This is a genomic window from Sphingobium sp. TomMM15 (assembly GCF_055397045.1).
In genome coordinates, this window is the sequence record NZ_AP027314.1 from 733,684 (window position 1) to 755,495 (window position 21,812).

At 62.3% G+C, this 21,812-nt stretch carries 20 protein-coding genes and 1 tRNA gene; 13 read left to right on the plus strand and 8 right to left on the minus strand.

Going from position 1 to position 21,812, the window contains the following annotated elements:
- Positions 1–305: 305 nt before the first annotated feature.
- Genes cobA through ACZ51H_RS03810 form a run of 5 tightly spaced genes read left to right on the plus strand, consistent with a single transcriptional unit; the run spans position 306 to position 4,238 of the window.
- Entirely contained in the window at positions 306–1,094 is a 789-nt protein-coding gene (gene cobA / locus ACZ51H_RS03790; protein ID WP_464802483.1) for a uroporphyrinogen-III C-methyltransferase, read from the plus strand.
- Complete coding sequence (locus ACZ51H_RS03795) at positions 1,091–1,387, plus strand: DUF2849 domain-containing protein (RefSeq protein WP_449472101.1); 297 nt, start codon at positions 1,091–1,093, stop codon at positions 1,385–1,387. Before cobA ends, ACZ51H_RS03795 begins: the two co-directional genes overlap by 4 nt.
- Before the next feature lie 2 nt (positions 1,388–1,389).
- On the plus strand, positions 1,390–3,021 hold the full coding sequence (locus tag ACZ51H_RS03800) for a nitrite/sulfite reductase (protein ID WP_464802484.1): 1,632 nt from the start codon (positions 1,390–1,392) through the stop codon (positions 3,019–3,021).
- On the plus strand, positions 3,014–3,454 hold the full coding sequence (locus ACZ51H_RS03805) for a DUF934 domain-containing protein (RefSeq protein ID WP_464772232.1): 441 nt from the start codon (positions 3,014–3,016) through the stop codon (positions 3,452–3,454). Before ACZ51H_RS03800 ends, ACZ51H_RS03805 begins: the two co-directional genes overlap by 8 nt.
- Entirely contained in the window at positions 3,447–4,238 is a 792-nt protein-coding gene (locus ACZ51H_RS03810) for a phosphoadenylyl-sulfate reductase (protein WP_464802485.1), read from the plus strand. The genes ACZ51H_RS03805 and ACZ51H_RS03810 overlap by 8 nt, the downstream gene beginning before the upstream one ends.
- Before the next feature lie 144 nt (positions 4,239–4,382).
- Here the strand turns inward: ACZ51H_RS03810 and astD are convergent, their stop codons facing one another.
- Together astD and ACZ51H_RS03820 are read right to left on the minus strand one after the other, a co-directional pair.
- Positions 4,383–5,816 carry a succinylglutamate-semialdehyde dehydrogenase gene (gene astD, locus ACZ51H_RS03815; RefSeq protein WP_464802486.1) on the minus strand — a complete coding sequence of 478 codons (1,434 nt, stop codon included), beginning with the start codon at positions 5,814–5,816 and terminating at the stop codon, positions 4,383–4,385.
- 125 nt (positions 5,817–5,941) lie between these two features.
- Positions 5,942–7,336: a protein adenylyltransferase SelO family protein gene (locus ACZ51H_RS03820; protein ID WP_464802487.1), complete on the minus strand. Its 1,395-nt coding sequence runs from the start codon at positions 7,334–7,336 to the stop codon at positions 5,942–5,944.
- A 67-nt stretch (positions 7,337–7,403) separates the two neighbouring features.
- Here ACZ51H_RS03820 and ACZ51H_RS03825 point away from each other — a divergent pair, with 67 nt between their 5' ends.
- From ACZ51H_RS03825 to ACZ51H_RS03840, 4 genes are all read left to right on the plus strand, one after another.
- On the plus strand, positions 7,404–8,273 hold the full coding sequence (locus ACZ51H_RS03825; protein WP_464802488.1) for an alpha/beta fold hydrolase: 870 nt from the start codon (positions 7,404–7,406) through the stop codon (positions 8,271–8,273).
- A complete protein-coding gene (locus ACZ51H_RS03830; RefSeq protein ID WP_464802489.1) occupies positions 8,266–9,405 on the plus strand; it encodes a glycosyltransferase family 4 protein in 1,140 nt (379 codons plus the stop codon). The genes ACZ51H_RS03825 and ACZ51H_RS03830 overlap by 8 nt, the downstream gene beginning before the upstream one ends.
- A 94-nt stretch (positions 9,406–9,499) precedes the next feature.
- Positions 9,500–10,903 carry an NAD(P)H-dependent flavin oxidoreductase gene (locus tag ACZ51H_RS03835; RefSeq protein WP_460987942.1) on the plus strand — a complete coding sequence of 468 codons (1,404 nt, stop codon included), beginning with the start codon at positions 9,500–9,502 and terminating at the stop codon, positions 10,901–10,903.
- Positions 10,903–11,115, plus strand: coding sequence for a DUF2093 domain-containing protein (locus ACZ51H_RS03840; protein WP_196226283.1), 213 nt, complete (start codon positions 10,903–10,905; stop codon positions 11,113–11,115). Before ACZ51H_RS03835 ends, ACZ51H_RS03840 begins: the two co-directional genes overlap by 1 nt.
- 545 nt (positions 11,116–11,660) lie before the next feature.
- Here the strand turns inward: ACZ51H_RS03840 and purU are convergent.
- The 3 genes from purU to ACZ51H_RS03855 all read right to left on the minus strand — a co-directional run bounded on the left by purU (position 11,661) and on the right by ACZ51H_RS03855 (position 14,738).
- Complete coding sequence (purU, locus tag ACZ51H_RS03845; RefSeq protein WP_464802490.1) at positions 11,661–12,527, minus strand: formyltetrahydrofolate deformylase; 867 nt, start codon at positions 12,525–12,527, stop codon at positions 11,661–11,663.
- 71 nt (positions 12,528–12,598) lie between these two features.
- Positions 12,599–13,618: a 2-oxoadipate dioxygenase/decarboxylase family protein gene (locus tag ACZ51H_RS03850; protein WP_464802491.1), complete on the minus strand. Its 1,020-nt coding sequence runs from the start codon at positions 13,616–13,618 to the stop codon at positions 12,599–12,601.
- 73 nt (positions 13,619–13,691) lie between these two features.
- On the minus strand, positions 13,692–14,738 hold the full coding sequence (locus ACZ51H_RS03855) for an SPOR domain-containing protein (protein WP_464794710.1): 1,047 nt from the start codon (positions 14,736–14,738) through the stop codon (positions 13,692–13,694).
- Between the two features lie 180 nt (positions 14,739–14,918).
- Here ACZ51H_RS03855 and ACZ51H_RS03860 point away from each other — a divergent pair, with 180 nt between their 5' ends.
- The 3 genes from ACZ51H_RS03860 to ACZ51H_RS03870 are packed head-to-tail and all read left to right on the plus strand — an operon-like array spanning position 14,919 to position 17,488.
- Entirely contained in the window at positions 14,919–15,641 is a 723-nt protein-coding gene (locus ACZ51H_RS03860) for an AAA family ATPase (protein WP_449472118.1), read from the plus strand.
- A gap of 16 nt (positions 15,642–15,657) precedes the next feature.
- The gene (locus tag ACZ51H_RS03865) at positions 15,658–16,176 is read left to right on the plus strand and encodes a hypothetical protein (protein ID WP_196226278.1); all 519 of its coding nucleotides are present in this window, start codon (positions 15,658–15,660) and stop codon (positions 16,174–16,176) included.
- Positions 16,177–16,189: 13 nt separating this feature from the next.
- Positions 16,190–17,488, plus strand: coding sequence for an SPOR domain-containing protein (locus ACZ51H_RS03870; protein WP_464802492.1), 1,299 nt, complete (start codon positions 16,190–16,192; stop codon positions 17,486–17,488).
- A 239-nt stretch (positions 17,489–17,727) separates the two neighbouring features.
- Here the strand turns inward: ACZ51H_RS03870 and ACZ51H_RS03875 are convergent.
- The 3 genes from ACZ51H_RS03875 to moaA all read right to left on the minus strand — a co-directional run bounded on the left by ACZ51H_RS03875 (position 17,728) and on the right by moaA (position 19,668).
- Positions 17,728–17,802 (minus strand) — tRNA-Asn (locus ACZ51H_RS03875).
- Between the two features lie 79 nt (positions 17,803–17,881).
- Positions 17,882–18,658, minus strand: a complete 777-nt coding sequence (locus ACZ51H_RS03880; RefSeq protein WP_196226276.1) for an NAD kinase — start codon at positions 18,656–18,658, stop codon at positions 17,882–17,884.
- A complete protein-coding gene (gene moaA / locus ACZ51H_RS03885; protein ID WP_464802493.1) occupies positions 18,655–19,668 on the minus strand; it encodes a GTP 3',8-cyclase MoaA in 1,014 nt (337 codons plus the stop codon). The genes ACZ51H_RS03880 and moaA overlap by 4 nt, the downstream gene beginning before the upstream one ends.
- A gap of 121 nt (positions 19,669–19,789) precedes the next feature.
- Here moaA and ACZ51H_RS03890 point away from each other — a divergent pair, with 121 nt between their 5' ends.
- A complete protein-coding gene (locus ACZ51H_RS03890; protein WP_464802494.1) occupies positions 19,790–21,808 on the plus strand; it encodes a putative bifunctional diguanylate cyclase/phosphodiesterase in 2,019 nt (672 codons plus the stop codon).
- Positions 21,809–21,812: the final 4 nt, after the last annotated feature.

The window sequence follows — 21,812 nt, forward strand, 5'->3', positions numbered from 1 at the left end:
TCGCTATTCCTGCGCTCGCGCCATGAGGCTTGTTCGACAGATGCTGTTCCATTATGCCTGCCCAATACGGACGTCCACTATCTGCGCGACGGCAGGATCGCGCCACTCAAGCTGACGGCGAACGGCGTTATTTCCTCACGCTAGTGGAGGAAGCGGCCGAGTTCATCCGGCCCGAATGCGACTGATTTTGCGGGGTGTGACGGGGGCGGGTGCCCGGACTTGGACACCCATCCCCCAAATTTTCCTTCGCCATGGGCAAAGCATTCTGAATTGAAACGGTTGCGCGCTTCCGCCATCTGGCCAGCATGGCCGAACAACTCCCTGCCACCGTCTTTCTCGTCGGCGCCGGTCCGGGTGATCCGGAACTGCTGACGTTGCGCGCTGCGCGCCTGATCGCGCAGGCGGATGTCATCGTGCATGACGGATTGGTGTCGGCCGAGATATTGGCCATGGCTTCGGCGGGCGCGGAACTGATTTCCGTCGCCAAGCAGCGCAGCCGCCATTCGATGCCGCAAGAGGGCATCAACGCCTTGCTGGTAGAACTGGCGATCGGCGGGCGTAGCGTCGTGCGGCTGAAGGGGGGCGATCCATTCGTATTCGGTCGCGGGGGCGAGGAAATGGAAGCATGCCGCGCCGCTGGCGTGCCGGTCGAGATCGTGCCGGGGATCAGCGCGGCGATCGGCTGCGCGGCGCAGGCGCAGCTTCCCCTCACCCATCGTGATGCGGCGAGCGCGGTGACCTTCGTCGCGGGCCAGTGCAAGGGGCTGACAGAACAGGACTGGTCCGGGCTTGCTGGCCATGGCCGCACGCTGGTGATTTATATGGGCGTGGCGACGGCGGCGGATATCGCCGACAAGCTTATCGCCGATGGCGTGTCGCCAGCTATTCCGGTTGCGGTGCTGGAAAATGGCACGCGTTCCGATATGCGCACGCTGCGCACCCTGCTCGCCGATCTGGGCGACATGGTGGCGCGTGAAAAAGTAAAAAGTCCGGCCCTGATTGTGGTCGGGGAAGTGGCGGCCTATGCGCTGGCGCAGGACGTGCTGGCTGGCTGGGCCACACAGGCGAACAATGGGGCGGAGATGCATTCGTGAAGATTTTGACCGGCAATGACCTTGGCACCGGGGACGTGATCTGGTGGGCGGGCGACGGCTGGTCGCGGCAGGTCGGCGAATCCGTCGATGTGGGCGACAAGGGCGACGAGCTTGCCCGTGCCGAGGAAGCCGCGCTGCGGGTGGTCGCTCCTTATGTGATCGACGCCACCCTGACCGACGAAGGCGTGCGCCCGGCCCATATCAAGGACCGCATCCGCGCTCTGGGACCGACCGTGCGCCCCGACCTGACGCTTAAACCGAATGACGCCGATGCCGGCAACTGGGTGATCTGACCATGTATCGTTATGACAGCTATGACCAGTCCATCGTGGACGCCCGCGTCGAGGAATTCCGCGATCAGGTGCAACGCCGCCTGGCCGGACAACTGACCGAGGATCAGTTCAAGCCGCTGCGCTTGATGAACGGCCTCTATCTTCAGCTGCACGCCTATATGCTGCGCGTCGCCATCCCCTATGGCACGTTGAACGCGCCGCAAATGCGCAAGCTGGGTGAGATCGCGCGTAAATATGACAAGGGCTATGGCCACTTCACCACGCGAACGAACCTGCAATATAATTGGATCAAGCTGGCCGACGCGCCTGACATTCTGGCCGAGTTGGCAACGGTCGAGATGCATGCCATCCAGACCAGCGGCAATTGCATCCGCAATATCTCGTCGGACCAATATGCTGGCGTCGCCGCTGATGAGGTGACGGACCCACGCCCTTGGGCCGAGCTGCTGCGTCAGTGGTCGACCTTCCATCCAGAATTCACCTATCTGCCGCGCAAGTTCAAGATCGCGGTGATCGCCAGTGAAGAGGATCGCGCGGCGATGCGGCTGCACGACATCGGCCTGAAGCTGGTGTCGCGCGATGGGCAGATCGGCGCGGAAGTTTATGCCGGTGGCGGCATGGGCCGCACGCCGATGGTCGCCCCTCTTATCAAGGACTTCGTGGCCGAAGATGAGATCGTACCTTACTTGGAAGCGTGCCTGCGCGTCTACAATCGCTACGGCCGCCGCGACAACAAGTACAAGGCCCGGATCAAGATCCTGGTCCATGAGCTGGGCGTCGAGGAATATAAGCGTCAGGTCGAGGAAGAGTTTGCGCATATGCGGGAGCTGGGCCTCAACCCGCCACGTGAGGAACTGGACCGCATCCGGCCCTTCTTCGCCAATCCGACTTATGATCAGGGTCTGAGCGACGAGATCGACCGTAGCGACCCCGCCTTCGCCCTGTGGGTGGACCGGCAGGTCGCGGCGCACAAGCAGCCCGGCTATGCGATCGTCAACATCAGCCTGAAGCCGCGCGGCGGCATTCCGGGCGATGCTTCGGCCGAGCAGATCGAGTTGGTGGCGGACCTCGCCGAACGCCATTCGTTGGACGAACTGCGCGTGACTCATGCGCAGAACCTTGTCCTGCCGCATGTGAAAAAGGCGGACCTTTATGCCATCTGGCAGAAGCTGGACGAGGCCGGGCTGGCGGAAGCCAATCTGGACCTGATCGGCGACATCATCGCCTGCCCGGGCCTGGATTATTGCAGCCTTGCCAATGCGCGGTCGATCCCGCTGGCGCAGAAGCTTTCGGAACGGTTCGCGGACGCAGGCCGCCAAAAGGAGCTGGGCGAGCTGAAGGTCAAGATCTCCGGCTGCATCAACGCATGCGGGCATCATCATGCCGGGCATATCGGCGTGCTGGGCGTGGATCGTAAGGGCGTGGAGAATTTCCAGCTCTCGCTCGGCGGATCGGGCGCGCAGGATGCTGCCGTTGGCCAGATCACGGGGCCGGGCTTTTCCGAAGATGGCGTCGTGGATGCCATTGAAAAGGTCACCGACCTCTATCTCGCTGAGCGTCAGGAAGGCGAGCGCTTCCTCGACACCTATCGCCGTCTTGGCATGAAGCCCTTCAAGGAGGCGATCTATGGTTGAGTTCCTGACTTTTCGCGACGGTGAAGCCGCGCAGGAACCTGCTGTCACGGTCGAATCCTTCACCGGCCAGTCCAATTCGACCGCCGTGCGGATCGAGGCGGGTGAGGATGCGCGCGAGTTGCTGCCCTATCTCGACCGGCTGTCGCTGGTTGAAGTGAACTTCCCCGCCTATGGCGACGGGCGCGGCTATTCGGCGGCGCGTATCCTGCGCGAGGCTGGATATTCGGGTGAACTGCGCGCGGTGGGCGATGTGCTGGTCGATCAGATCAACGCCATGCGCCGCTGCGGTTTCGACAGCTTCCGCCCCGACAAGGCGCTGGACGATGCCGCCGTCGATCGCGCCCTTAATCGTTATGCCGACGTCTATCAAAAGACCGTCGATGGCCGCAGCCCGGTTTGGGCGAAGCGGCACCCGGAGAGTATAGATGGCTGAACCTGCCCGCCAGCTTGACGTAATCGACGCCCGGCCTGCCTTCACGCAGGCCGACGCGGACGCGCTGAATTCGCGCTTCGAAGGCGTGGATGCATTAACGATGCTCAAGACCGTCTTTGCCGAAGGTCTGGCAGGCAAGGTGGCGGTTGTGTCTTCCTTCGGCACGGAAAGCGCCGTGCTGCTGGATCTGGTGGCGCGGGCGGATAAGAGCGTGCCGGTGATCTTCGTCGATACGCTCAAGATGTTCACGGAAACGCTGAACTATCGCGATACCCTCATCAGCCGGATGGGTTTTTCCGACAGCCGGTCGGTCACTCCCAATGCGGAAGTGCTTGCGAAGAAGGACGAGACGGGCCTGCGCTGGTCCTATGATCCTGATGGATGCTGCGACATCCGCAAGGTCGAGCCGATGCAGCGCGCCAAGGACGGGCTGGACGCGTGGATTTCTGGGCGCAAGGCGTTTCAATCCACCACCCGCCAGAATATGCCGCGTTTCGAGGTGGAAGACGGCCGCCTGAAGATCAATCCGCTCGGCGATTGGACGAAGGACGATCTGGAAGCCTATTTCGCGGAGCATGACCTGCCGCGTCATCCTCTGGAAGCGCAGGGTTATCTGTCGGTGGGTTGCGAGCCGTGCACGTCGAAGGTGCTGCCGGGTGAAGACCCGCGCGCAGGACGCTGGCGCGGTTGGGACAAGGTGGAATGCGGCATTCACTCGCCCGTGACGCCTGTCCCCGCGCCCGTGGTTGATCCGGAAGACCCGGCTAATCAGCCTGTGTTCTGATAAAATGAGCCGACTTCGGTTGGCGAAACGAACAGCAGCATCGCGTCGTCCCAGCGGAAGTTGGGATGACGCGACGCTCGTTCGATCCCGTGCGGCTGAGGATGTAAGCTTACGGCTTTCGCTGGCATGACGCCGGGATACCCCTCAATCCCCCATCCCACTGACATCCACTTCCTTCAGCCCAATCCCGATCGATGCCCGTGGCTGCTCGATCTCCGCCGATGAAACCGGATAGGCACAATAATCCGCCGCATAAAAAGCGCTCGGCCGATGATTGCCGGAAATGCCTAGGCCTCCGAACGGCGCGGAGGACGAAGCGCCGTTGGTCGGCCGGTTCCAGTTGACAATGCCTGCCCGGATATTCGCCCAAAACTGATTATATTGCTCGGGCGACCCGCCGATCAGGGAAGCCGACAGGCCATAACGGCTATTGTTCGCCTCCGCGATCGCCGCTGGGAAATCGGGAACGCGGATTACCTGTAGCAACGGCCCGAACAGCTCCACGTCGGGCCGTTCCGTCATCGCAGTCACATCGATGATGGCGGGGCTCAACAACGGCCGGTCTTCCGACAGCCGTACCAGATGCTTTATCGGCCGCCCGCCATGGCTCATCAGATAAAGGAAGCTTTCGGTCAGCTGGTCCGCCGCATGATTGTCGATCACCGGCCCCATGAAGGGGGCAGGGTCGGCATGCGGGTGATCGACGATCAGCCGGTCGGCGATCTTCTTGACCTCGCCGATCAGCATGTCGGCCAGCTCTTCCTTGACGATCAACCGGCTCGCCGCCGTGCAACGCTGGCCGCTGGACAGGAAAGCCGACTGCACCACCAGGACGGCGGCGCTGGCGATATCGCCGGTGTCCCAGACGACGATCGGATTATTCCCGCCCATTTCCAGCGCCAATATCTTGCCCGGATTGCTGGCGAACTGCCGATTGATCGCCAAGCCCGTCGATGCCGAACCAGTGAATAGAATGCCGTTCACGTCGGCATGGGCTGCAAGCGCCTTGCCCTCATCCGGCCCGCCCAGCACCAGACGAACCACATCCTGCGGCACGCCCGCCTCATGGTAGAAGCGCACCAGCATTTCGCCCACCGCTGGCGTCTTTTCGGACGGTTTGAACAGCACGCCGTTCCCGGCCAGCAGGGCAGGAATGATATGGCCATTGGGCAGATGAGCGGGGAAATTATAGGGGCCGAGCACCGCCATGACGCCATGCGGTTTGTGCCGCACCGACTGGCGGGCGCCCATCGCCGATTCCAGTCGCCGCTGCCCCGTCCGTTCCGAATAGGCGGCCACCGAAATGTCGACCTTGTTCATCACGGCCGTGACTTCGGTTCGCGCGTCCCAAAGCGGTTTTCCCGTCTCCCGCGCGATCAGGTCGGCCAACGCCTCTTCATTGGCGCGCACGACATTGACGAAGCGACGCAGCGTCTCGATGCGATAGGAAATCGGTTGTGCAGCCCAGGAGGGCCAAGCCGCCCTGACCCTTGCGACCTCAGCCTCTACATCGTTGGCAGTCCCCTGCCACAACAGTGCGCCAGTGGCGGGTTCAATCGAAGTCAGCGTCGCGGACATGCAGCCGATATGGCGGATAACAGCCCATTAGGGAAGCGGCGCAAAACAACTAAAACTCCCTCTCCCCTTTAGGGGGAGAGGGTGGGGGAGAGGGGGGGCGAGCGCAGCGAGCAAGCCCACCCGCCTCAAGGCACCGCCGGCCCATCCCCCATAGCCTCACCCATCCGCCGAACCGCCGCCACCTTCTCGTGCAACAGCGACCAGTCATCCCGCTCGGCAATGGCGCTCCAGATCGCCTCAACCTCGTCGATATGCATCGAACAGGGCGTCGCATCGCTCCAATAGCCATGCCCCCTGTTGCCACTCGCCTCCATCCCCGCAACAGCCTCACGGAACAGAGCCCACGCCTCACCCGAATAGTCCGCCCCGTCACGCGGCTCTCCACCGCGCCAGTCATGGAAAAAAAGGTCGATCGGCGTCCCGCTCGCGGCCATGCCATTGACGGCCGCCTGGATCATGGCGTTCGCCTCTCCTGAAGGGACCACGCCCAGCCGCCAGCAAAAGCGTCGGACCATTGCCTGCCCGAGCAACTCTGGAAATCGCTCCAATTGCTCGATCAGCGGCTGCGCCTCCACCAACGGCCTCAACGAAACAGCCAACTGCGCCACGTCCCAATGGATCGCCTCTGCTTGTCGCCCAAAGGCATAAAGTCCGGCATGATCGAAATAGGCCGCCGTAAAGCTCGGCTCCCACAGTGGCGTGAAGCGCCAAGGCCCATAATCGAAGCTCTCGCCGGTCACATTGATATTGTCGCTGTTCAGCACGCCATGCACGAACCCCGCGACCATGTAGCTTGCCGCCAGATCGGCCGTCCTTTCGACCACGCGACCCAGCAATTGCGCGGGGGCGTTGTTCCCCGGCTCCTCGTCATAAAGCGTCCGCAGCGAATAATCGGTCAGCCGCTCCAACAGCGGTTTGTCATCGAAATAGGCGGCGCGCTGGAACGATCCAATGCGGATGTGCGAATGGCTAAGCCGTACCATCACTGCCGCGCGGGTGGGGGAGGGCTCGTCATTACGCTCCAGCGCCTCGCCCGTCTCGATCAGCGAGAAGGTCTTTGATGTGTTGCCGCCCAGAGCCTCCAGCATTTCGGTCGCCAATATCTCGCGAACCCCGCCTTTCAGCGTCAGGCGGCCATCGCCGAAGCGGCTATAGGGCGTCTGGCCCGACCCCTTCGTTCCCAGGTCCAAAAGCCGTCCCGCATCGTCGCGCAGCTGCGCGAAAAGGAAACCGCGCCCGTCGCCTATGTCGGGATTGTAGGTCCGGAACTGATGTCCATGATAACGCAGCGCCAAGGGCTGCGGCAGGTTGCCGGGCAGGGAGGCGAATCGCCCGAAATGACGAATCCACTCGTCATCGCTCAGCGTTTCCAACCCCACGCTGGCTGCGGCCCGATCGTTACGATATCGTAAAATCGTCTGCGGGAAGTCGGCGGGGGCGACCTCATCGGCGAAATCCGGCTGTAATCCGAAGATTTCCTTTGCCGGATTGTATCTGTTTGCTTGCGAGGATTTGTCCATGCGGCGATATGGGGGAGCGGGGCAGGAAGTTGCAACCGCTGGACATTTATTTGAGGGCGCACGACCGTTGACCAGCTTCACCGACGGCTATTGGTGGTCGCCCGACGGCCTCAGGCTCCATTATCGCGATTATGGCGGGGGCGAAGACGGTCGCCCGCCGCTACTGTGCCTGCCGGGCCTGACCCGCAATGCGCGCGATTTTGAACCCTTGGCCGATTGTCTGGCGGGCGATTGGCGCCTCATCTGCCCCGACATGCGCGGCCGGGCCGAAAGCGCGCAGGCCAAGGACCCGATGACCTATGTCCCGCTAACCTATTTGCAGGACATCAGCCGCCTTCTCGCCGACCTTGCCATCACCCGCTTCGTCGCGATCGGCACTTCGCTCGGCGGCCTCATCACCATGTTGATCGCCGCGACTCACCGCGAGTGGCTGGCGGGCGCGCTTTTGAACGATGTCGGGCCGAAGCTCGAACAAGCGGGCCTAGACCGCATCCGCACCTATGTGGGCGTTGGCCAATCGCACCAAAGCTGGGTTCAGGCCGCCCGCGCCCTCGAAGAGGCGAACCGAGATATCTACCCGCGCTATGGCCTCGAACAATGGCTAGCCATGGCCAAGCGCCTGTACCGACTCAACAGCGGAGGCCGCGTAGTGCTGGACTACGATATGCGCATAGCTGAACCCCTCCGCTTGGCCGGAGGTGAGGCCGGGGTCGACCTGTGGCCCGTAATGTCTTCCTTCCATGGCATTCCTTCACTGATCCTGCGCGGCGAACACTCCGACGTTATCAGCGCTTCAACAGCCGAACGCATGCTGTCAGATATGGGCTCGAGCGCTGAACTCGTGACCGTTCCCGACGTCGGCCACGCGCCGATCCTGGACGAACCGGAAGCTGCCGCCGCCATCGACCGCCTACTCGCTCGAGTCCTGTATGGCTGACGCTCATCAGCGGCCGCCCCGCCTTCTTCATGTTCACGGCAGTTTTTCCCTCGGCGGCAAGGAAGCGCGCGCCGTCCGCCTGATGAACCTGTGGGGCAACCGCGCCAGCCACACGATTGTCAGCGCGGCGCCCGAAGCAATGGGCGCCCGATCGGCGATCGCGCCGGGAATAGATGTCAGCTTCCCCGATCCTCCACGGCTCACCGGCCGTCCCGGCCCAGGCCGCTTCCGGGCTTTAGGACGGTTCATGTCCAGTTTTGACCTCGTTCTCACCTATAATTGGGGCGCGATGGATGCTGTCATGGCCCATCGTTTCTGCTCATCCTTTTTCCCGATGCCCCCGCTCATCCATCATGAGGACGGCTTCAACATCGAGGAGGCTGAGCGCCTCAAGACAGGGCGCAACCTCTACCGTCGGCTGGCGCTCCAGCGCGCCCAGGCCGTCGTCGTGCCGTCCATCCGGCTAAACCAGATTGCCCGCGCGATGTGGCATCAGCCTGCGCGGAAAGTTCATCTGATCCGCAACGGGATCGACGTCGCACAATATCTCCAACCCGTTCCCGGAGCCATTCCAGGGTTGGCGCGCTCACCGGGCAAGCTGCTTGTCGGCACGCTGGCCGGTTTGCGCCCGGTTAAGAATATCCCCCGGCTGGTCCGCGCTGTCGCGCCGCACCGTGATAAGTTGCAACTGGTAGTCATCGGAGAAGGGTCTGAGCGCGACGCGATCATGGCGGAAGCGGCGCGGCACGGGCTCGATGACATCTGCATGCCCGGGTTCCTGCCCAATCCTTCGTGTTTGATCGGCTTGCTCGATATCTTCGCCCTTTCCTCCGACAGTGAACAATTCCCCATCTCCCTGGTGGAAGCGATGGCCGCGCGCCTGCCGGTGGCGTCAACCGACGTGGGAGATGTCGCTCAAATGGTCGCGCCGGAAAACCAGCCATTCATCGCCTCTGATGAGGCGTCGCTGTCCGACGCGCTAGGACGGCTGGCCGCAAGTTCCGAGCTTCGCAACCGTCTGGGTGACGCGAACCTGCACCGGGCGCAACGCGATTTTGAAGAGGCCGCAATGGTGGATGCTTATGCGACGCTTTATGGACAGGTACTATCCAGCCCCCATATTTTGCGGTAGGGCGCGGCCGTAAATTCGTCATCGGTCGTGAAAGCTGCTATAGAGCGGCCCTTAGTCGACGGGTGACCCAGCAGATGTTGCGCGGGAGATTAGGTTGTTCAAGGGTTTGAAGCCCATCATCTATGGTGGTCGTGAAGTATGGCCGCTGGTCGAGGGCGGGAAAGGCGTGGCCGTCTCCAATCACGCCAGTTCCGGTGCATGGGCCGCTGCGGGCGGCATTGGCACCGTGTCGGCGGTCAATGCCGACAGCTATGATAGTATGGGCAATGTCATTCCCCAGATCTACCACGGTCGTACTCGCCGCGATCGTCACGAAGAATTGATCGCCTATGCCGTCGATGGTGCGGTGGAACAGGTGAAGCGCGCCTTCGAAATCGCTGGCGGTAAAGGCGCGATCAACATCAACGTGCTCTGGGAAATGGGCGGTGCGCAGCGCGTGCTGCACGGCGTTCTGGAAAAGACCAGGGGCATGGTGGCGGGCGTCACTTGCGGCGCGGGTATGCCCTACAAGCTCAGCGAGATCGCGGCCTCTTATGGCGTGAGCTACCTCCCTATCGTCAGTTCGGGACGTGCCTTTCGCGCCTTGTGGAAGCGCGCCTATTCGAAGGCGTCTGAATGGCTGGCGGCCGTGGTGTATGAGGACCCGTGGCTGGCGGGCGGTCATAACGGCCTTTCCAATGCCGAGGATCCGCGGGAGCCTCAGGATCCTTATCCGCGCGTCAAGGCGCTTCGGGAAACCATGCGCGAAGGCGGCATATCCGACGAAGTGCCAATCGTCATGGCAGGCGGGGTCTGGCACCTCAAAGATTGGAACGACTGGATCGACAATCCGGAACTGGGCACCATCGCGTTCCAGTTCGGCACACGCCCGCTGCTGACGCAGGAAAGCCCTATCCCCCAGCTTTGGAAGGAACGCCTGACCCAGCTGGAACCGGGCGACGTACTGCTTCATCGCTTCTCGCCGACCGGCTTCTACAGCTCGGCGATCCGGAACCCCTTCCTGCGCCAGCTTGAGGCGCGGTCGGAACGCCAGATCCCGTTCAGCACGGAGCAGGCGGGCGATCACACGCATCAGCTTGATGCGGGCGTGAAGGGCAAGAATTTCTGGGTAACGCGCGGCGACCTGTTGCGCGCGCGCGAGTGGGTGGGGCAGGGCCTCACCTCCGCTCTCAAGACTCCCGACAACACGCTGGTATTCGTCACGGAAGAGGAACGCGCGGAGATCCGCAAGGATCAGACCGACTGCATGGGCTGTCTCAGCCAGTGCGCATTCTCTAGCTGGATGGACAGTGAAACGAACTCCACCGGCCGTCTTGCCGATCCCAGGAGCTTCTGCATCCAGAAATCCTTGCAAGAGGCGGTGCATGGCGGGGACCTGGACAAGAACCTCCTGTTCGCCGGACACGGCGCTTACAAGTTCAAGCAGGATCCTTTCTATTCCAACGGTTTCGTGCCGACGGTGAAGCAGCTCGTAGACCGCATTTTGACGGGCGACTGATGGCGGAGATTCAGGGATTGGCGGTGCTGGAATATCACACGCCACATTTCGACATAGTGCGCCCGGGCCAGTTCGTCCTTTGTGCGGTTTCGGGCGCACGTATCGATCTTGACGACCTTAAATATTGGAGCGCCGAGTTTCAGGAGGCCTATCGGGGTCCCGTTGAGGCGACCCAGTCCTTCCTGCGTCATCGCGGCTTAGTGACGGCCTGACCGGCGCCGCACTTTTTGTTCCCTTTCCTGGTTTGATGCGTTATCCTGTCCACGCAGGCGACAAAGATCGCCGCGTGCGGAAGGATGTCGGCGATGTCGCGAATTGATATCTATGGCGATCGGATATGTGTCGTCACCAGCTTCCTCATTGTGGGCTGGTTTATTTACGACATTCTATTTTGATCGAACCTCGGCAACGGCGGCAAGCGTAAGTGACTGCCGTTAAAGCAAAGCTATGTTTCCTTTCAAAAGCGGCATTGTAGAAAGGCGTCGAGCTTAAGGCTCCGCGGCTTTTGAAGGATGACAGCTTGCTCCGCGTCAACAACGGCTAAAGCGCACGGCCCCCATGCGACCACGCAAGGTTTCGTGTTCCTCCGCATAAGGAGAAGACGATGAGCCCTCGACCCATTGTTGCACGCCGCAAACGCCCTCGCGACACAGGGCGCGACATCTACATTCCACACTCATCCTGGTCGCGGAAGCCCAGAGCTACGGCTGATGCCGTGATTGCGCCCGAAGACTTTTGGGCCAAACTCGGCATCTGATCAGCGGAAAACGACGGTCTTTCCACCATTCAGGAGCACCCGGCGGTCAGCGATCCAGCCGACCGCCCGCGCCAGAACCTGCGCCTCGATGTCGCGGCCGATGCGGATCATGTCTTCGGCCGTGGCACGATGGTCGACGCGCTCCACGGCTTGTTCGATGATCGGCCCTTCATCGAGGTCGGCGGTCACGAAATGCGCCGTCGCGCCGATCAGTTTGACGCCGCGCTCATGCGCCCGGTGGTAGGGCCGCGCACCCTTGAATCCCGGCAGGAAGCTGTGGTGGATATTGATGCAACGTCCTTCGATCTGTTCCACAAGCTTTTCGGACAATACCTGCATGTAGCGTGCGAGGATCAGATAATCCGATCGTGATCGGCTGAAAACGTCCAGCAAAGCGGCTTCCTGCGTTGCCTTATCTCCGTTCGGCGGAAGCTCATGATAGGGGATGCCATGCCATTCGGTAATCCGGCGCATGTCCGGATGGTTCGACACCACCCCCATGATGTCGATGGCCAACGTCCCTGTCTGCCAACGGTGCAGGAGGTCGGCCAGACAGTGCGAGCCCTTGGAAACGGCGAGCAGCATCCGCGGCTTTTCCTGTGCGGCGGTGATACGCCAGTCCATGCCGAAGCGCGCGCCTACGGCATCGAACTCGCCTTGCAGTTGCTCGGTATCCGTGATCCGGCCATCGGTTGCCTCAAAAGCCACCCGCATGAAGAAGCGCCCCGCTTCCCTGTCGGCATATTGCTGGCTGTCCGTGATGAAGCATCCGCGTTCCGCCAGGAACTGGCTGACCGCCGCAACGATTCCCACACGGTCGGAGCAGACAAGCGTCAGCACCCATGATGGGATAACCGGATTGTTCAAAGGGAGCCTCCGCGAATGATCGGGAAAGCCGTTGCCTTATGCCGCTCCCATGATCAAGCCGTTAAAGGAACTCAGCCATTGGCGCTCGTCATCGCGAAAATTCCGGTGGCATTCCCCGCGTCGAATGACAGGTCCAGCAACCCGTTTGCGGGATCGACATCCCGGCTGATGAATTCGTAGAAAGAACCGGGTACTTGCCGCACCTTGTTTCCGGCAAATAGCCGTTCGACCGGGTCCGCGCGAAGGGCGGTCTGCTTCACGCGGCCATTGCGGGAAATTTCAACCTCATCCTTGATCGGCCATCCTTCAGCTTTCAGCCATTCGGCCAAGGCCGCGACGTCCGCCACCCGGTCGGTGGCATGATTGAACGCGTTACCCTCCGTCGCGATCCACGCGGCTTCAGGCGACCGCGATAGCAACAGCTCATAATCTTCCAACGTGGCAGGATCATGCTGCCGATCGAAGGCAGACACCAGGACCGTCAAGGTCGTCCGCGCATGCTCGAATGGGACAAGCTGTCCAGATTCATAGGCGCGCAATACTGCCCGCGTTTCCGGATCGAGCGGATCGCGCGACGTGCCAAAAACGCGCGTCGCGACTGTAGCAAACTCGGCATCAAAACGATCCACATGCAGTTCCGAAACGAAGAATTGAGGAATGTCTTGGGGAGCGTCGGCATGCGCATAGGCGCGGCCGGTCATTTTCAGCCGGTCCAGCGGATAAACCCCAGCCAGCGTATAGCCCAATGGCTTTAGGATACGCGTGAAAGCGTCTTCCCCGGCGGGCAAAGCTCCCGTGGGGCCTTGGGGCAGGCGGATCGTTCTTAGTGCTCCATGATCGAACACCACTTTGCCACCGCTGGCCAACCTGTCCGCCACATAAGCAGCGCCGCTCGGAACCCTTTGCAGTAGGCCGTGAAACAGAATGACGTTCAAGGCCATGGCAAGCGCTGCCCGAGAGACATAAGGGCCGGTTTCCGCCAGCAAAGGCGGTGCGATCGTAAGCGCCGCAAGCACTTGCTCCGCAGCACTATCGCCCAGCGTGGCCCTGACCAGCGCTGTTACATTTCCCTGATCGCTATCGACGGCCATGGCGCGCTCCATATCGGATATGACCGTTATCGCGCGCCGATCCCCGACTTCCAAGAGCCAGTATTATGTCTCGTCACATTTTCCGGGGCATGCAATCGGCACCGGCAGCCTTGATGGCACTGCATAGCCGAGACGCTTCCGCGTTGTTTGCCAACGGCCCAGCCTGCAACCTGGTCATTGCTCCGCCTTTCACCAGAAAAAGCTGATAGGCCGACAGGCCAGCCACTTTGCCGCGCAGACTGGTCCAAAGCGCGCGCGCGCGGGCTTCTTCGCTAAACGCTCCTAGCTGTACGCGCCAGGGTCCGCTGGCTGCCACCTTGGGCTCTGGCGTCTTGCTGGCCTTCGCCTTTTCAACGACTGGCTTCGGCGTTTGGGCGGCGGCCACGGCGGCCTTGGGCGCATCAGATTTCGGCTTCGGCAATGGCTTGACGGGCGCAGGCTTTTCCGGAGTGCGCGCAGGTCGCAGATCGGCGCTCGCCATCGACGGCGCTTCTTCGCGCAGAATGGGCATGGCGGACAGGCGGCCATTGGCTTCCGCCAGCGCCGCTACCTCGTTCTGGCCCATCTCCCGCGCCAGCGCGAGCCCCTGCTGACGTTGATCATCAGGGATATATTTATCCATCTGCTTCAGGCTGGCCGTCGCCTGCGCCAGGCCCGCCGCCGCCGCCCGGCTCATCAGGGCATAGGCGCGGGGCCAGTTCTTGGTCGTCAAATCTCCGTTAAAAAGGGCCGTGCCGACGATATATTGGGCGCGCGGTTCGCCCCGCGCCGCGGATCGCTGCAGATAGGGAAGGGCGCTCGCACGCTCCCCTTGCTGAAACATCAGCAGGCCGAGATTGTCCTCGGCCCGAACGTGACCCTGCGCGGCGGCCTTCCGATACCAATCGAGCGCGACGGCCATGTCGGCTTTGACACCGCGTCCAAGCTTGTTCGCCTGGCCCATGTTGAATTGCGCATCAGGATCGCCTGCCTGCGCAAGCGGCCGCCAGACGCTGACGGCTTTTTCATAATCACCCTGCTGCCAGGCATCGACCCCGGCTTTTACATCGGCAAGGGCAGGCGGCGCCAGACTCAGCATCGTTGCGGCGGCCAAGATGCCCCAGATGTACTTCATGTGCATGTGCTCCTGAAAGAACAGCGTAGCCCCAGCCTATGAGCGAACAAGGTTAACGCTCGCTTAGCATTAGAAGGCGCATTCTTCATACCATGCTTCCTTTTGAAGGATGCGCCGAAGTTAACCAATTTTTAGGTGCCGCCGTGGCAGTCCAATAGGCAATTGGATTTTCTGGGGGAAACGCGCGTGCGCATACTCGCATTGGCATCGCAAAAAGGCGGATCGGGGAAGACCACCTTGTCTGGTCACTTGGCCGTTCAGGCGCAAAGGGCAGGCGCTGGCCCCGTCGTCCTGATCGACATCGATCCCCAGGGGTCCCTTGCCGACTGGTGGAATGAACGTGAGGCCGAATTTCCCGCCTTCGCCCAGACGACGGTCGCTCGTCTCGCGGCCGATCTTGAAATTCTGCGTCAGCAGGGCTTCAAACTTGCGGTGATAGATACGCCCCCGGCGATCACCATGGCCATTCAAAGCGTCATCTCCGTCGCCGAACTGATCGTGGTGCCGACCCGTCCCAGCCCTCATGACCTGCGCGCTGTTGGTGCGACGGTGGACCTGTGCGAACGGGCAGGCAAGCCGCTGATCTTCGTGGTCAACGCCGCTACGCCGAAGGCGCGGATCACATCGGAAGCTGCTGTGGCGCTTTCCCAGCATGGCACTGTTGCGCCCGTGACGCTGCATCACCGCACTGATTTCGCCGCATCGATGATCGACGGCCGCACGGTGATGGAGGTTGATCCCAACGGCCGTTCGGCGGGCGAGGTTACGCAATTGTGGACCTATGTCTCCGACCGTCTGGAAAAGAATTTCCGCCGCACGGTCTTCTCGGTGCCCAACGGCACGGCGGGCACCAGCGGCGCGGTTCGTCCAGCGACGGGTGGCTTCGGCCGCCGCGTCGTAGGTCAGTAAAGGGAGGGAAGACATCATGGCCGAACCCAAGCCACTCGCTTCGCTGACCTCCGGACTTCTCGCCCGCAAGGGCGCTGCCCAGCCCGCCATGCGCCGCCCCATCATGGGCTTCGGCCATCAGGCAACGGCAGCGCTGCTGCAGGATGATTTGGGCTGGAACGACATGGGTTTCGACGTGACCGAGCCCGAGCCGGTGCCTGCCGAGCCTCGCGCCGTTGTCGGGCTTACCCCGATGACGCTGCCGCCGGTAGCCGCGCCCATCCCTTCCGTCGTTGTCGAGCGAGAGGAATTGGCCGAGCGCATGGAAGAAGCGGTCAAGACGATCGCTCCCGCCATCCGTACCGGAACCAAAGGCCGCAAGGCCGCCTTCACGCTGCGGCTGGACGCGGATCGGCATCTTAAGCTTCGCCTTGCGAGCGCCGTCGCGGGCCGTTCTGCCCAACAGATGGTGACCGAAGCACTCGATATTTTCCTCGCCAGCCTGCCGGAAATCGACCGGCTCGCGCAGCAACTGCCGCGCGACGAAGCAGAGTAAGAAGGATCAAGCCATGAAGCGCAGCGCTCTTTCCAAGGCGGCACTTTCGTCGCTGATCGTTGGAACCACGATGGTCGGCTGCACCGGCGCGGCATTCCGTCCGTCTGCGATCGCAGCGGCCAAGGAGGATCCCAGCCGTGTGACAGCAGCCATCGACAAGGCGTTGATCAGCCGGGATGGCGTTCGCGCAGTCGCGGCGGCAGAGGCGGCGGTCAAAGCTGCTCCACAAGACGCAAATTATCGGCAGTTGCTGGGCCGCGCCTATATCGCGAGTGGCCGTCTCATTTCCGCCGAAACCGCGCTCACCGACGCCATGACCCTTGGCAATCGCGATTCCCGCACGATCGTCAGCCTCGCCCTGGTGAAGGTAGCGCTTGGGAAGAATGATGCTGCGCGCGAGCTGCTCGCAACCAATTCAGACGTCGTTCCCGCGAGCGACTATGGACTCGCCATGGCAATGGCTGGCGACGCGGCAGAGGGTGTTCGCATCCTGTCCGAAGCCATTCACGATCCCTCAGCCACCGCGCGCACGCGCCAAAATCTCGCCTATGCCTATGCGCTGGCGGGACGGTGGAAGGATGCGCGCGTGATGGCGGGCCTCGACCTCGAACCGCTCGCCGCCAATCAGCGCATCGCTCAGTGGGCGCAGACCGCTGCTCCCGATTTCGCGCAGCAGCGCATTGCCGGTCTGATGGGCATAGCCGTTGATGGCAGCGACGCGGGCCAGCCCGTCGCGCTCGCCCTCGCGACCGAAGCCGCGCCCGTTCAGATGGCAGAGGCCAGTGCGGCCGAAACGCCGACCGCTTCCGTCGCCGAGGAGGTTGCCCCCGAAGCGACGCAGCAGGAACCGGTTCAGCAGGCGGTCGCCTTCACGCCTTATGTCGCTCCGGCGGTGCCCATGAAAGTATCTCATGCTCCGGCAAAGGCCGCAGGGCTCCGCCGGCAGGCAGTCGCTCGCGCTCCGCTCGCGGCTCGCCCAGCACTTCGTTTCGATGGCAATGGGAACAGCCCGTGGGTCGTTCAACTTGGCGCCTATTCAAACGCGGCGATCGCCAAGGAGAAATGGTACGACATCGCCCGCCGGAACAGCGCGATAGCCGCGTTGCCGGTCCTCACCAGCCAGATTACCGTGAACGGCGTCAGCTATGCCCGCCTTGCGGTCAGCGGCTTTGACGATCGTGTGGAAGCGGCGGCGCTATGCCGCGCAATCCGCGCTCGCCGTGGCCAATGCTTCGTTCGGGAAAAAGCCCCCGGCGCGGCGCCGCAGCGGTGGGCGCTGGCATCCAAGCCGCGCCAGTTCGCTTCGCGCTGACTTAACGTCTTTCAGATCGATGACCTCATCCCCTCATGGGGATGGGGTTTGTCGTGTTTACGCTCTTTTGAGACGCTGAAGGGCGTCGCTTCGGCGGCGAGCAATTCATCTCTACAGTCTCAACATACGAAGCGACGCAGCGATATTCCGGCAAGCGAATATGCGCGCGCCTTGTCCGCCCGCTCGGACGAATTCCGCTACTTTCCGCAAATTTCTGGAGCCGCCCAAGTGGGCGAAAGTGGCTCCCCGAGTAGGATTCGAACCTACGGCCATTCGATTAACAGTCGAATGCTCTACCGCTGAGCTATCGGGGAGCAGCCCGGCTCTCGCTGGGCAGGCCGCGCCTATAGCAGCGAGATTCTTCGGATGGCAAGGACAGAATTGCGAATTTTTTCAGGCGATGAATTGTTCCGCTGCGATCCGGTCATCCAACGTATGTTCGGGGTCGAAAAGGAGGGTGAGAGGCGTCCCTCGATCGATCTGCACCTCGACCTCGGCGACGTCACGGACTTCGCGCTGATCCGCGACCGCGCTAACGGGGCGCTTCACCGGATCAAGCACGGTGAAACGGATCGCCGTGCTTTCAGGCAGGATCGCCCCACGCCAGCGGCGGGGACGAAAGGGGCTGATCGGCGTCAACGCGACCAGGCCCGAACCCAGCGGCAGGATAGGACCATGCGCGGACAGATTATAGGCCGTAGAGCCAGCAGGCGTTGCGACCAGCACGCCGTCGCATACCAGTTCAGTGAGCGCTGTTCGGCCATTTACATGGACTTCCAGCTTCGCCGTCTGGCGCGTCTCACGCAGCAGCGACACTTCATTGATGGCGGGAATCGAAAAGCGTTCGCCATCGACGGTATCGACCGTCATGCGCAACGGATTGACCTTGAAAAGCTTGGCCGCCTCGATCCGCTGTTCCAGCCGTTCCAGCCGCCATTCGTTCATCAGGAAGCCGACCGTGCCAAGGTTCATTCCGAACACAGGCATGATCCGGCGGTTCTCCAGCATGGAATGCAACGTTTGCAGCATGAACCCGTCGCCACCCAGCGCGATGATCATGTTCGCCTGTTCCACAGGGACGAACTCATAGGCGGCGCGAAGCCGTTCTTCGGCGGCCTTCGCAGCTTGGGTGGGGGACGCCAGAAGGGCGCGCCGTGGTTCCTCGGTCATCCGCCCGTTACACTCATGTGGCGGCTAACCGCTGCGGTCGGCGCATCGCCGCCGATGCGAAAATCATGCTTGGCTGGCTTCAAACGCAGCGCACGATCGATCAGTGGTTCGACCGCCTCGATGCCACCTTCACGGAAGGCGGTCTTAAGGTCGACATGATCCTCATGTCCCAGGCACATGAATATCTTCCCTTCGCAGGTCATGCGCATACGGTTGCAATCTGCACAGAAATTGTTGGTCAGGGGCGTGATAAGCCCCAATTTCACACGCATCCCGTCAACCGCATGATAGCGCGAAGGCCCGCCCGTGCGATGCTCGATGGGCCGCAATTCACGCTGCTGCCGCAGTTGTTCCACTACTTCCGTCAGCGGCAGATAATGATCAGTGCGATCCTCGCCAGTCTCGCCCAGCGGCATCGTCTCGATCAATGTCAGGTCAAATCCCTGCTGGTTGCACCATTGGAGCATCGGCAGGATTTCATCATCATTGACACCTTTCAGCGCCACCATGTTGATCTTGACCGCGAGACCCGCCGCCTTCGCTGCCGCCAGCCCCTCAAGAACCGGCCGGATGTCCCCATTGCGCGTGACATGGGCGAACCGCTGGGGATCCCGGCTGTCGAGGCTGACATTGATCCGCCGTACGCCCGCGTCGAAAAGCGCCTCGGCATGCTGGGCCAGCCGCGTGCCGTTGGTGGTCAAAGTCAGTTCGTCGAGCTCTTCGCCCAAATGGCGTCCAATGCGCCGCACCAGGTCGACAATGTCCCGCCTGACCAGCGGCTCGCCACCAGTCAGCCGGATCTTGCGAACGCCCCGGGCGATGAAGAGGTCGGCAAGCAGCGCGATCTCCTCCAGCGTCAGCACCTGATCCTTGGGCAGGAAGGTCATGCGCTCCGCCATGCAATAGCGGCAACGCAGGTCGCATCTATCCGTGACCGAAATCCGCAAATAGCTGATCCGGCGACCCAACGCATCGGTCATGCCCGTGCGCCGAAGATCGGGGCTGTTCATGCTGGACTAGCTAGGCCATGGCAAAGTCCGGTGCAAGCACTGCCGGTTGCAGGAGCGTGAACGGGTCGCTAACGCCTGTCTGCTATATGCCCGCCATGCGCTGTACCCCGGGAGTTTTGATGTGAGCGGTGAATCCGCACTGCATGGACAGCGCAGCCTTTTCATTCTGTCGCCCGGTGACAGGGATGGCTTGTCGCGTGCGGCTGGTCTGGCTGGCTGGCGTGCCATCGCGGCCCGGCGCACGAAGGATGCGCCGCAACGGTTCCTGCATAGCGATGCTCAGATCGCCCTTGTCGACATGCGCGATGCGACGGACGGAGCCAGCGGCCTCATCGATGCCTTTTCCCCGGCTGTCGAGGCGGGCGGTGGAGCGCTCATCGCCCTGATCGACGCGCAGGCGCTGGGGTCTGTCACGGGACTGCTGGAAGTGGGTGCGACCCATTTTCTCGCCGCTCCATTTTCAACCGATCAGTTGCGGGCGACGCTCGCTTCGGCCCAGCGTCTCGTGGACCGTCTCGGCGGCGGCACAATGCCTAGCCAGCGCGCCCAACGCATACGCCGTGGCGACGCGCTATTCTGGGAATTGGAGCGGGGAGGGCGATCCCTGCGTCTCAGCGACAATCTCGCCCGGCACCTCAACCTCGATCGCCAGACGATCAGCCCTGCGCAGTTTGCTCGCTGCCTGCCCCGTGCGGAACGGCGGTCGGTTATTGCGGGCCTGCGCGGCATGATGCGATCGGGTCGGCCAGAATCCTTTGCCCATGCCGCGCCGGGGCGACCGGGCGACCGGCTCGTTCATCATCTCCGCTTGATCGACGGCGTCGTGGCTGCCGATGTCGAGTGGTTGTCTGATATGCATGGGGACGATGCGACCGGCCGGGATGACCTGACCGGCCTTCGTTCGCGGCAGGCAGCGCTGGAGTGGTTGGAAAAGCGTTCCGGCCTTGCCACCACGATCCTCCTGCTCTCGATCAGTCAGTTCGACCGCATGAACGCCGCCTATGGTCAGGTGGTCGGCGACGCCCTGCTCGGCCGGATTGCGAGGAGGATCGAGCGGATGGCGGCAGACGCCGCGCCCGGCGCTATCGTGGCCCGCATCGCCGGGACCGAATTTCTCGTCGGCCTCACGGGCGAGGCAGCTGCCAGTGACCGAGCAACCTTCCTCGCGCGCCAGTTAATCGGCGTCATCGTCCGGCCTTTCAGCGCGGGGGACCACCTAATCCGCCTGACGGCCCGCTGCGGCATCGCTCAGTCGCGAGCAGACGATGATGCAACCCGACTGCTCCGGCGGGCGGGAACCGCTCTGGCGGACGCGCGGGCAGGGGGCGGAGAGGGTATTCGCATCTTCTCGGCCGAAAAGCGCAGCCGTCAGGTCGATGCCGACCAATTGGAAACCGACCTGCGCCTTGCGCTGCACAGGGGAGAAATCGGCATCGTTTTCCAGCCGCAATATCCGGTAGGGGGCGAACACATGACGGGTGTGGAGGCGCTCGCCCGTTGGAACCACCCTCAATATGGCCCCCTCGGCGCGGGCATGCTTTTCGCGACAGCGGAGCGATCCGACTATATGCTTCCGCTTTCGGCCCACATCCAGGCCGAAGCATTGCGTCAGGCGGCGGCCTGGCCCCGGACGCTCTCGCATCTTCGTCTGTCGATCAACGTGACCGCTGCCGACATCGCGCAGCCGGGCTTCATGTCGCAGTTCCTCAACCTCGTTGACGAAAGCGGCTTTCCCCGTTCGCGCCTGACGGTTGAGATCACCGAAAGCGGCCTCATCGAAAATATCGCTGCGGCCACCGCGCTCCTCACCGCTCTGCGGGCAGAGGGTCTGGCGGTGGCGGTCGATGACTTTGGCACCGGCTATTCCAGCCTCGCCTACCTAAAGAGCCTCCCCCTCGACTATCTCAAGATCGACAGCGGCCTGGCCCAGGACATTGCGGGTACTGCCCGCGACCGGATCGTGGTCCGGGGCGTCATCCACATGGCCAAGTCCCTCGGCATGAGCGTCATTGCCGAGGGGGTCGAGACACAGCAGCAACTCGATCTGCTGGCGCGCGAAGGTTGCGACTATTATCAGGGCTTTCTGCGATCCGCCGGGATATCCTCCGCTGAACTGGCCGCGATGGCGCTGAAGGGCTGAGGCA

Coding starts and splice junctions, on each gene's coding strand:
- cobA (WP_464802483.1), top strand. CDS start 306: ATGGCCGAACAACTCCCTGCCACCGTCTTTCTCGTCGGCGCCGGTCCG.
- ACZ51H_RS03800 (WP_464802484.1), top strand. CDS start 1,390: ATGTATCGTTATGACAGCTATGACCAGTCCATCGTGGACGCCCGCGTC.
- ACZ51H_RS03805 (WP_464772232.1), top strand. CDS start 3,014: ATGGTTGAGTTCCTGACTTTTCGCGACGGTGAAGCCGCGCAGGAACCT.
- ACZ51H_RS03810 (WP_464802485.1), top strand. CDS start 3,447: ATGGCTGAACCTGCCCGCCAGCTTGACGTAATCGACGCCCGGCCTGCC.
- astD (WP_464802486.1), bottom strand. CDS start 5,816: ATGTCCGCGACGCTGACTTCGATTGAACCCGCCACTGGCGCACTGTTG.
- ACZ51H_RS03820 (WP_464802487.1), bottom strand. CDS start 7,336: ATGGACAAATCCTCGCAAGCAAACAGATACAATCCGGCAAAGGAAATC.
- ACZ51H_RS03830 (WP_464802489.1), top strand. CDS start 8,266: ATGGCTGACGCTCATCAGCGGCCGCCCCGCCTTCTTCATGTTCACGGC.
- ACZ51H_RS03840 (WP_196226283.1), top strand. CDS start 10,903: ATGGCGGAGATTCAGGGATTGGCGGTGCTGGAATATCACACGCCACAT.
- ACZ51H_RS03850 (WP_464802491.1), bottom strand. CDS start 13,618: ATGGCCGTCGATAGCGATCAGGGAAATGTAACAGCGCTGGTCAGGGCC.
- ACZ51H_RS03855 (WP_464794710.1), bottom strand. CDS start 14,738: ATGCACATGAAGTACATCTGGGGCATCTTGGCCGCCGCAACGATGCTG.
- ACZ51H_RS03865 (WP_196226278.1), top strand. CDS start 15,658: ATGGCCGAACCCAAGCCACTCGCTTCGCTGACCTCCGGACTTCTCGCC.
- ACZ51H_RS03870 (WP_464802492.1), top strand. CDS start 16,190: ATGAAGCGCAGCGCTCTTTCCAAGGCGGCACTTTCGTCGCTGATCGTT.
- ACZ51H_RS03880 (WP_196226276.1), bottom strand. CDS start 18,658: ATGACCGAGGAACCACGGCGCGCCCTTCTGGCGTCCCCCACCCAAGCT.
- moaA (WP_464802493.1), bottom strand. CDS start 19,668: ATGAACAGCCCCGATCTTCGGCGCACGGGCATGACCGATGCGTTGGGT.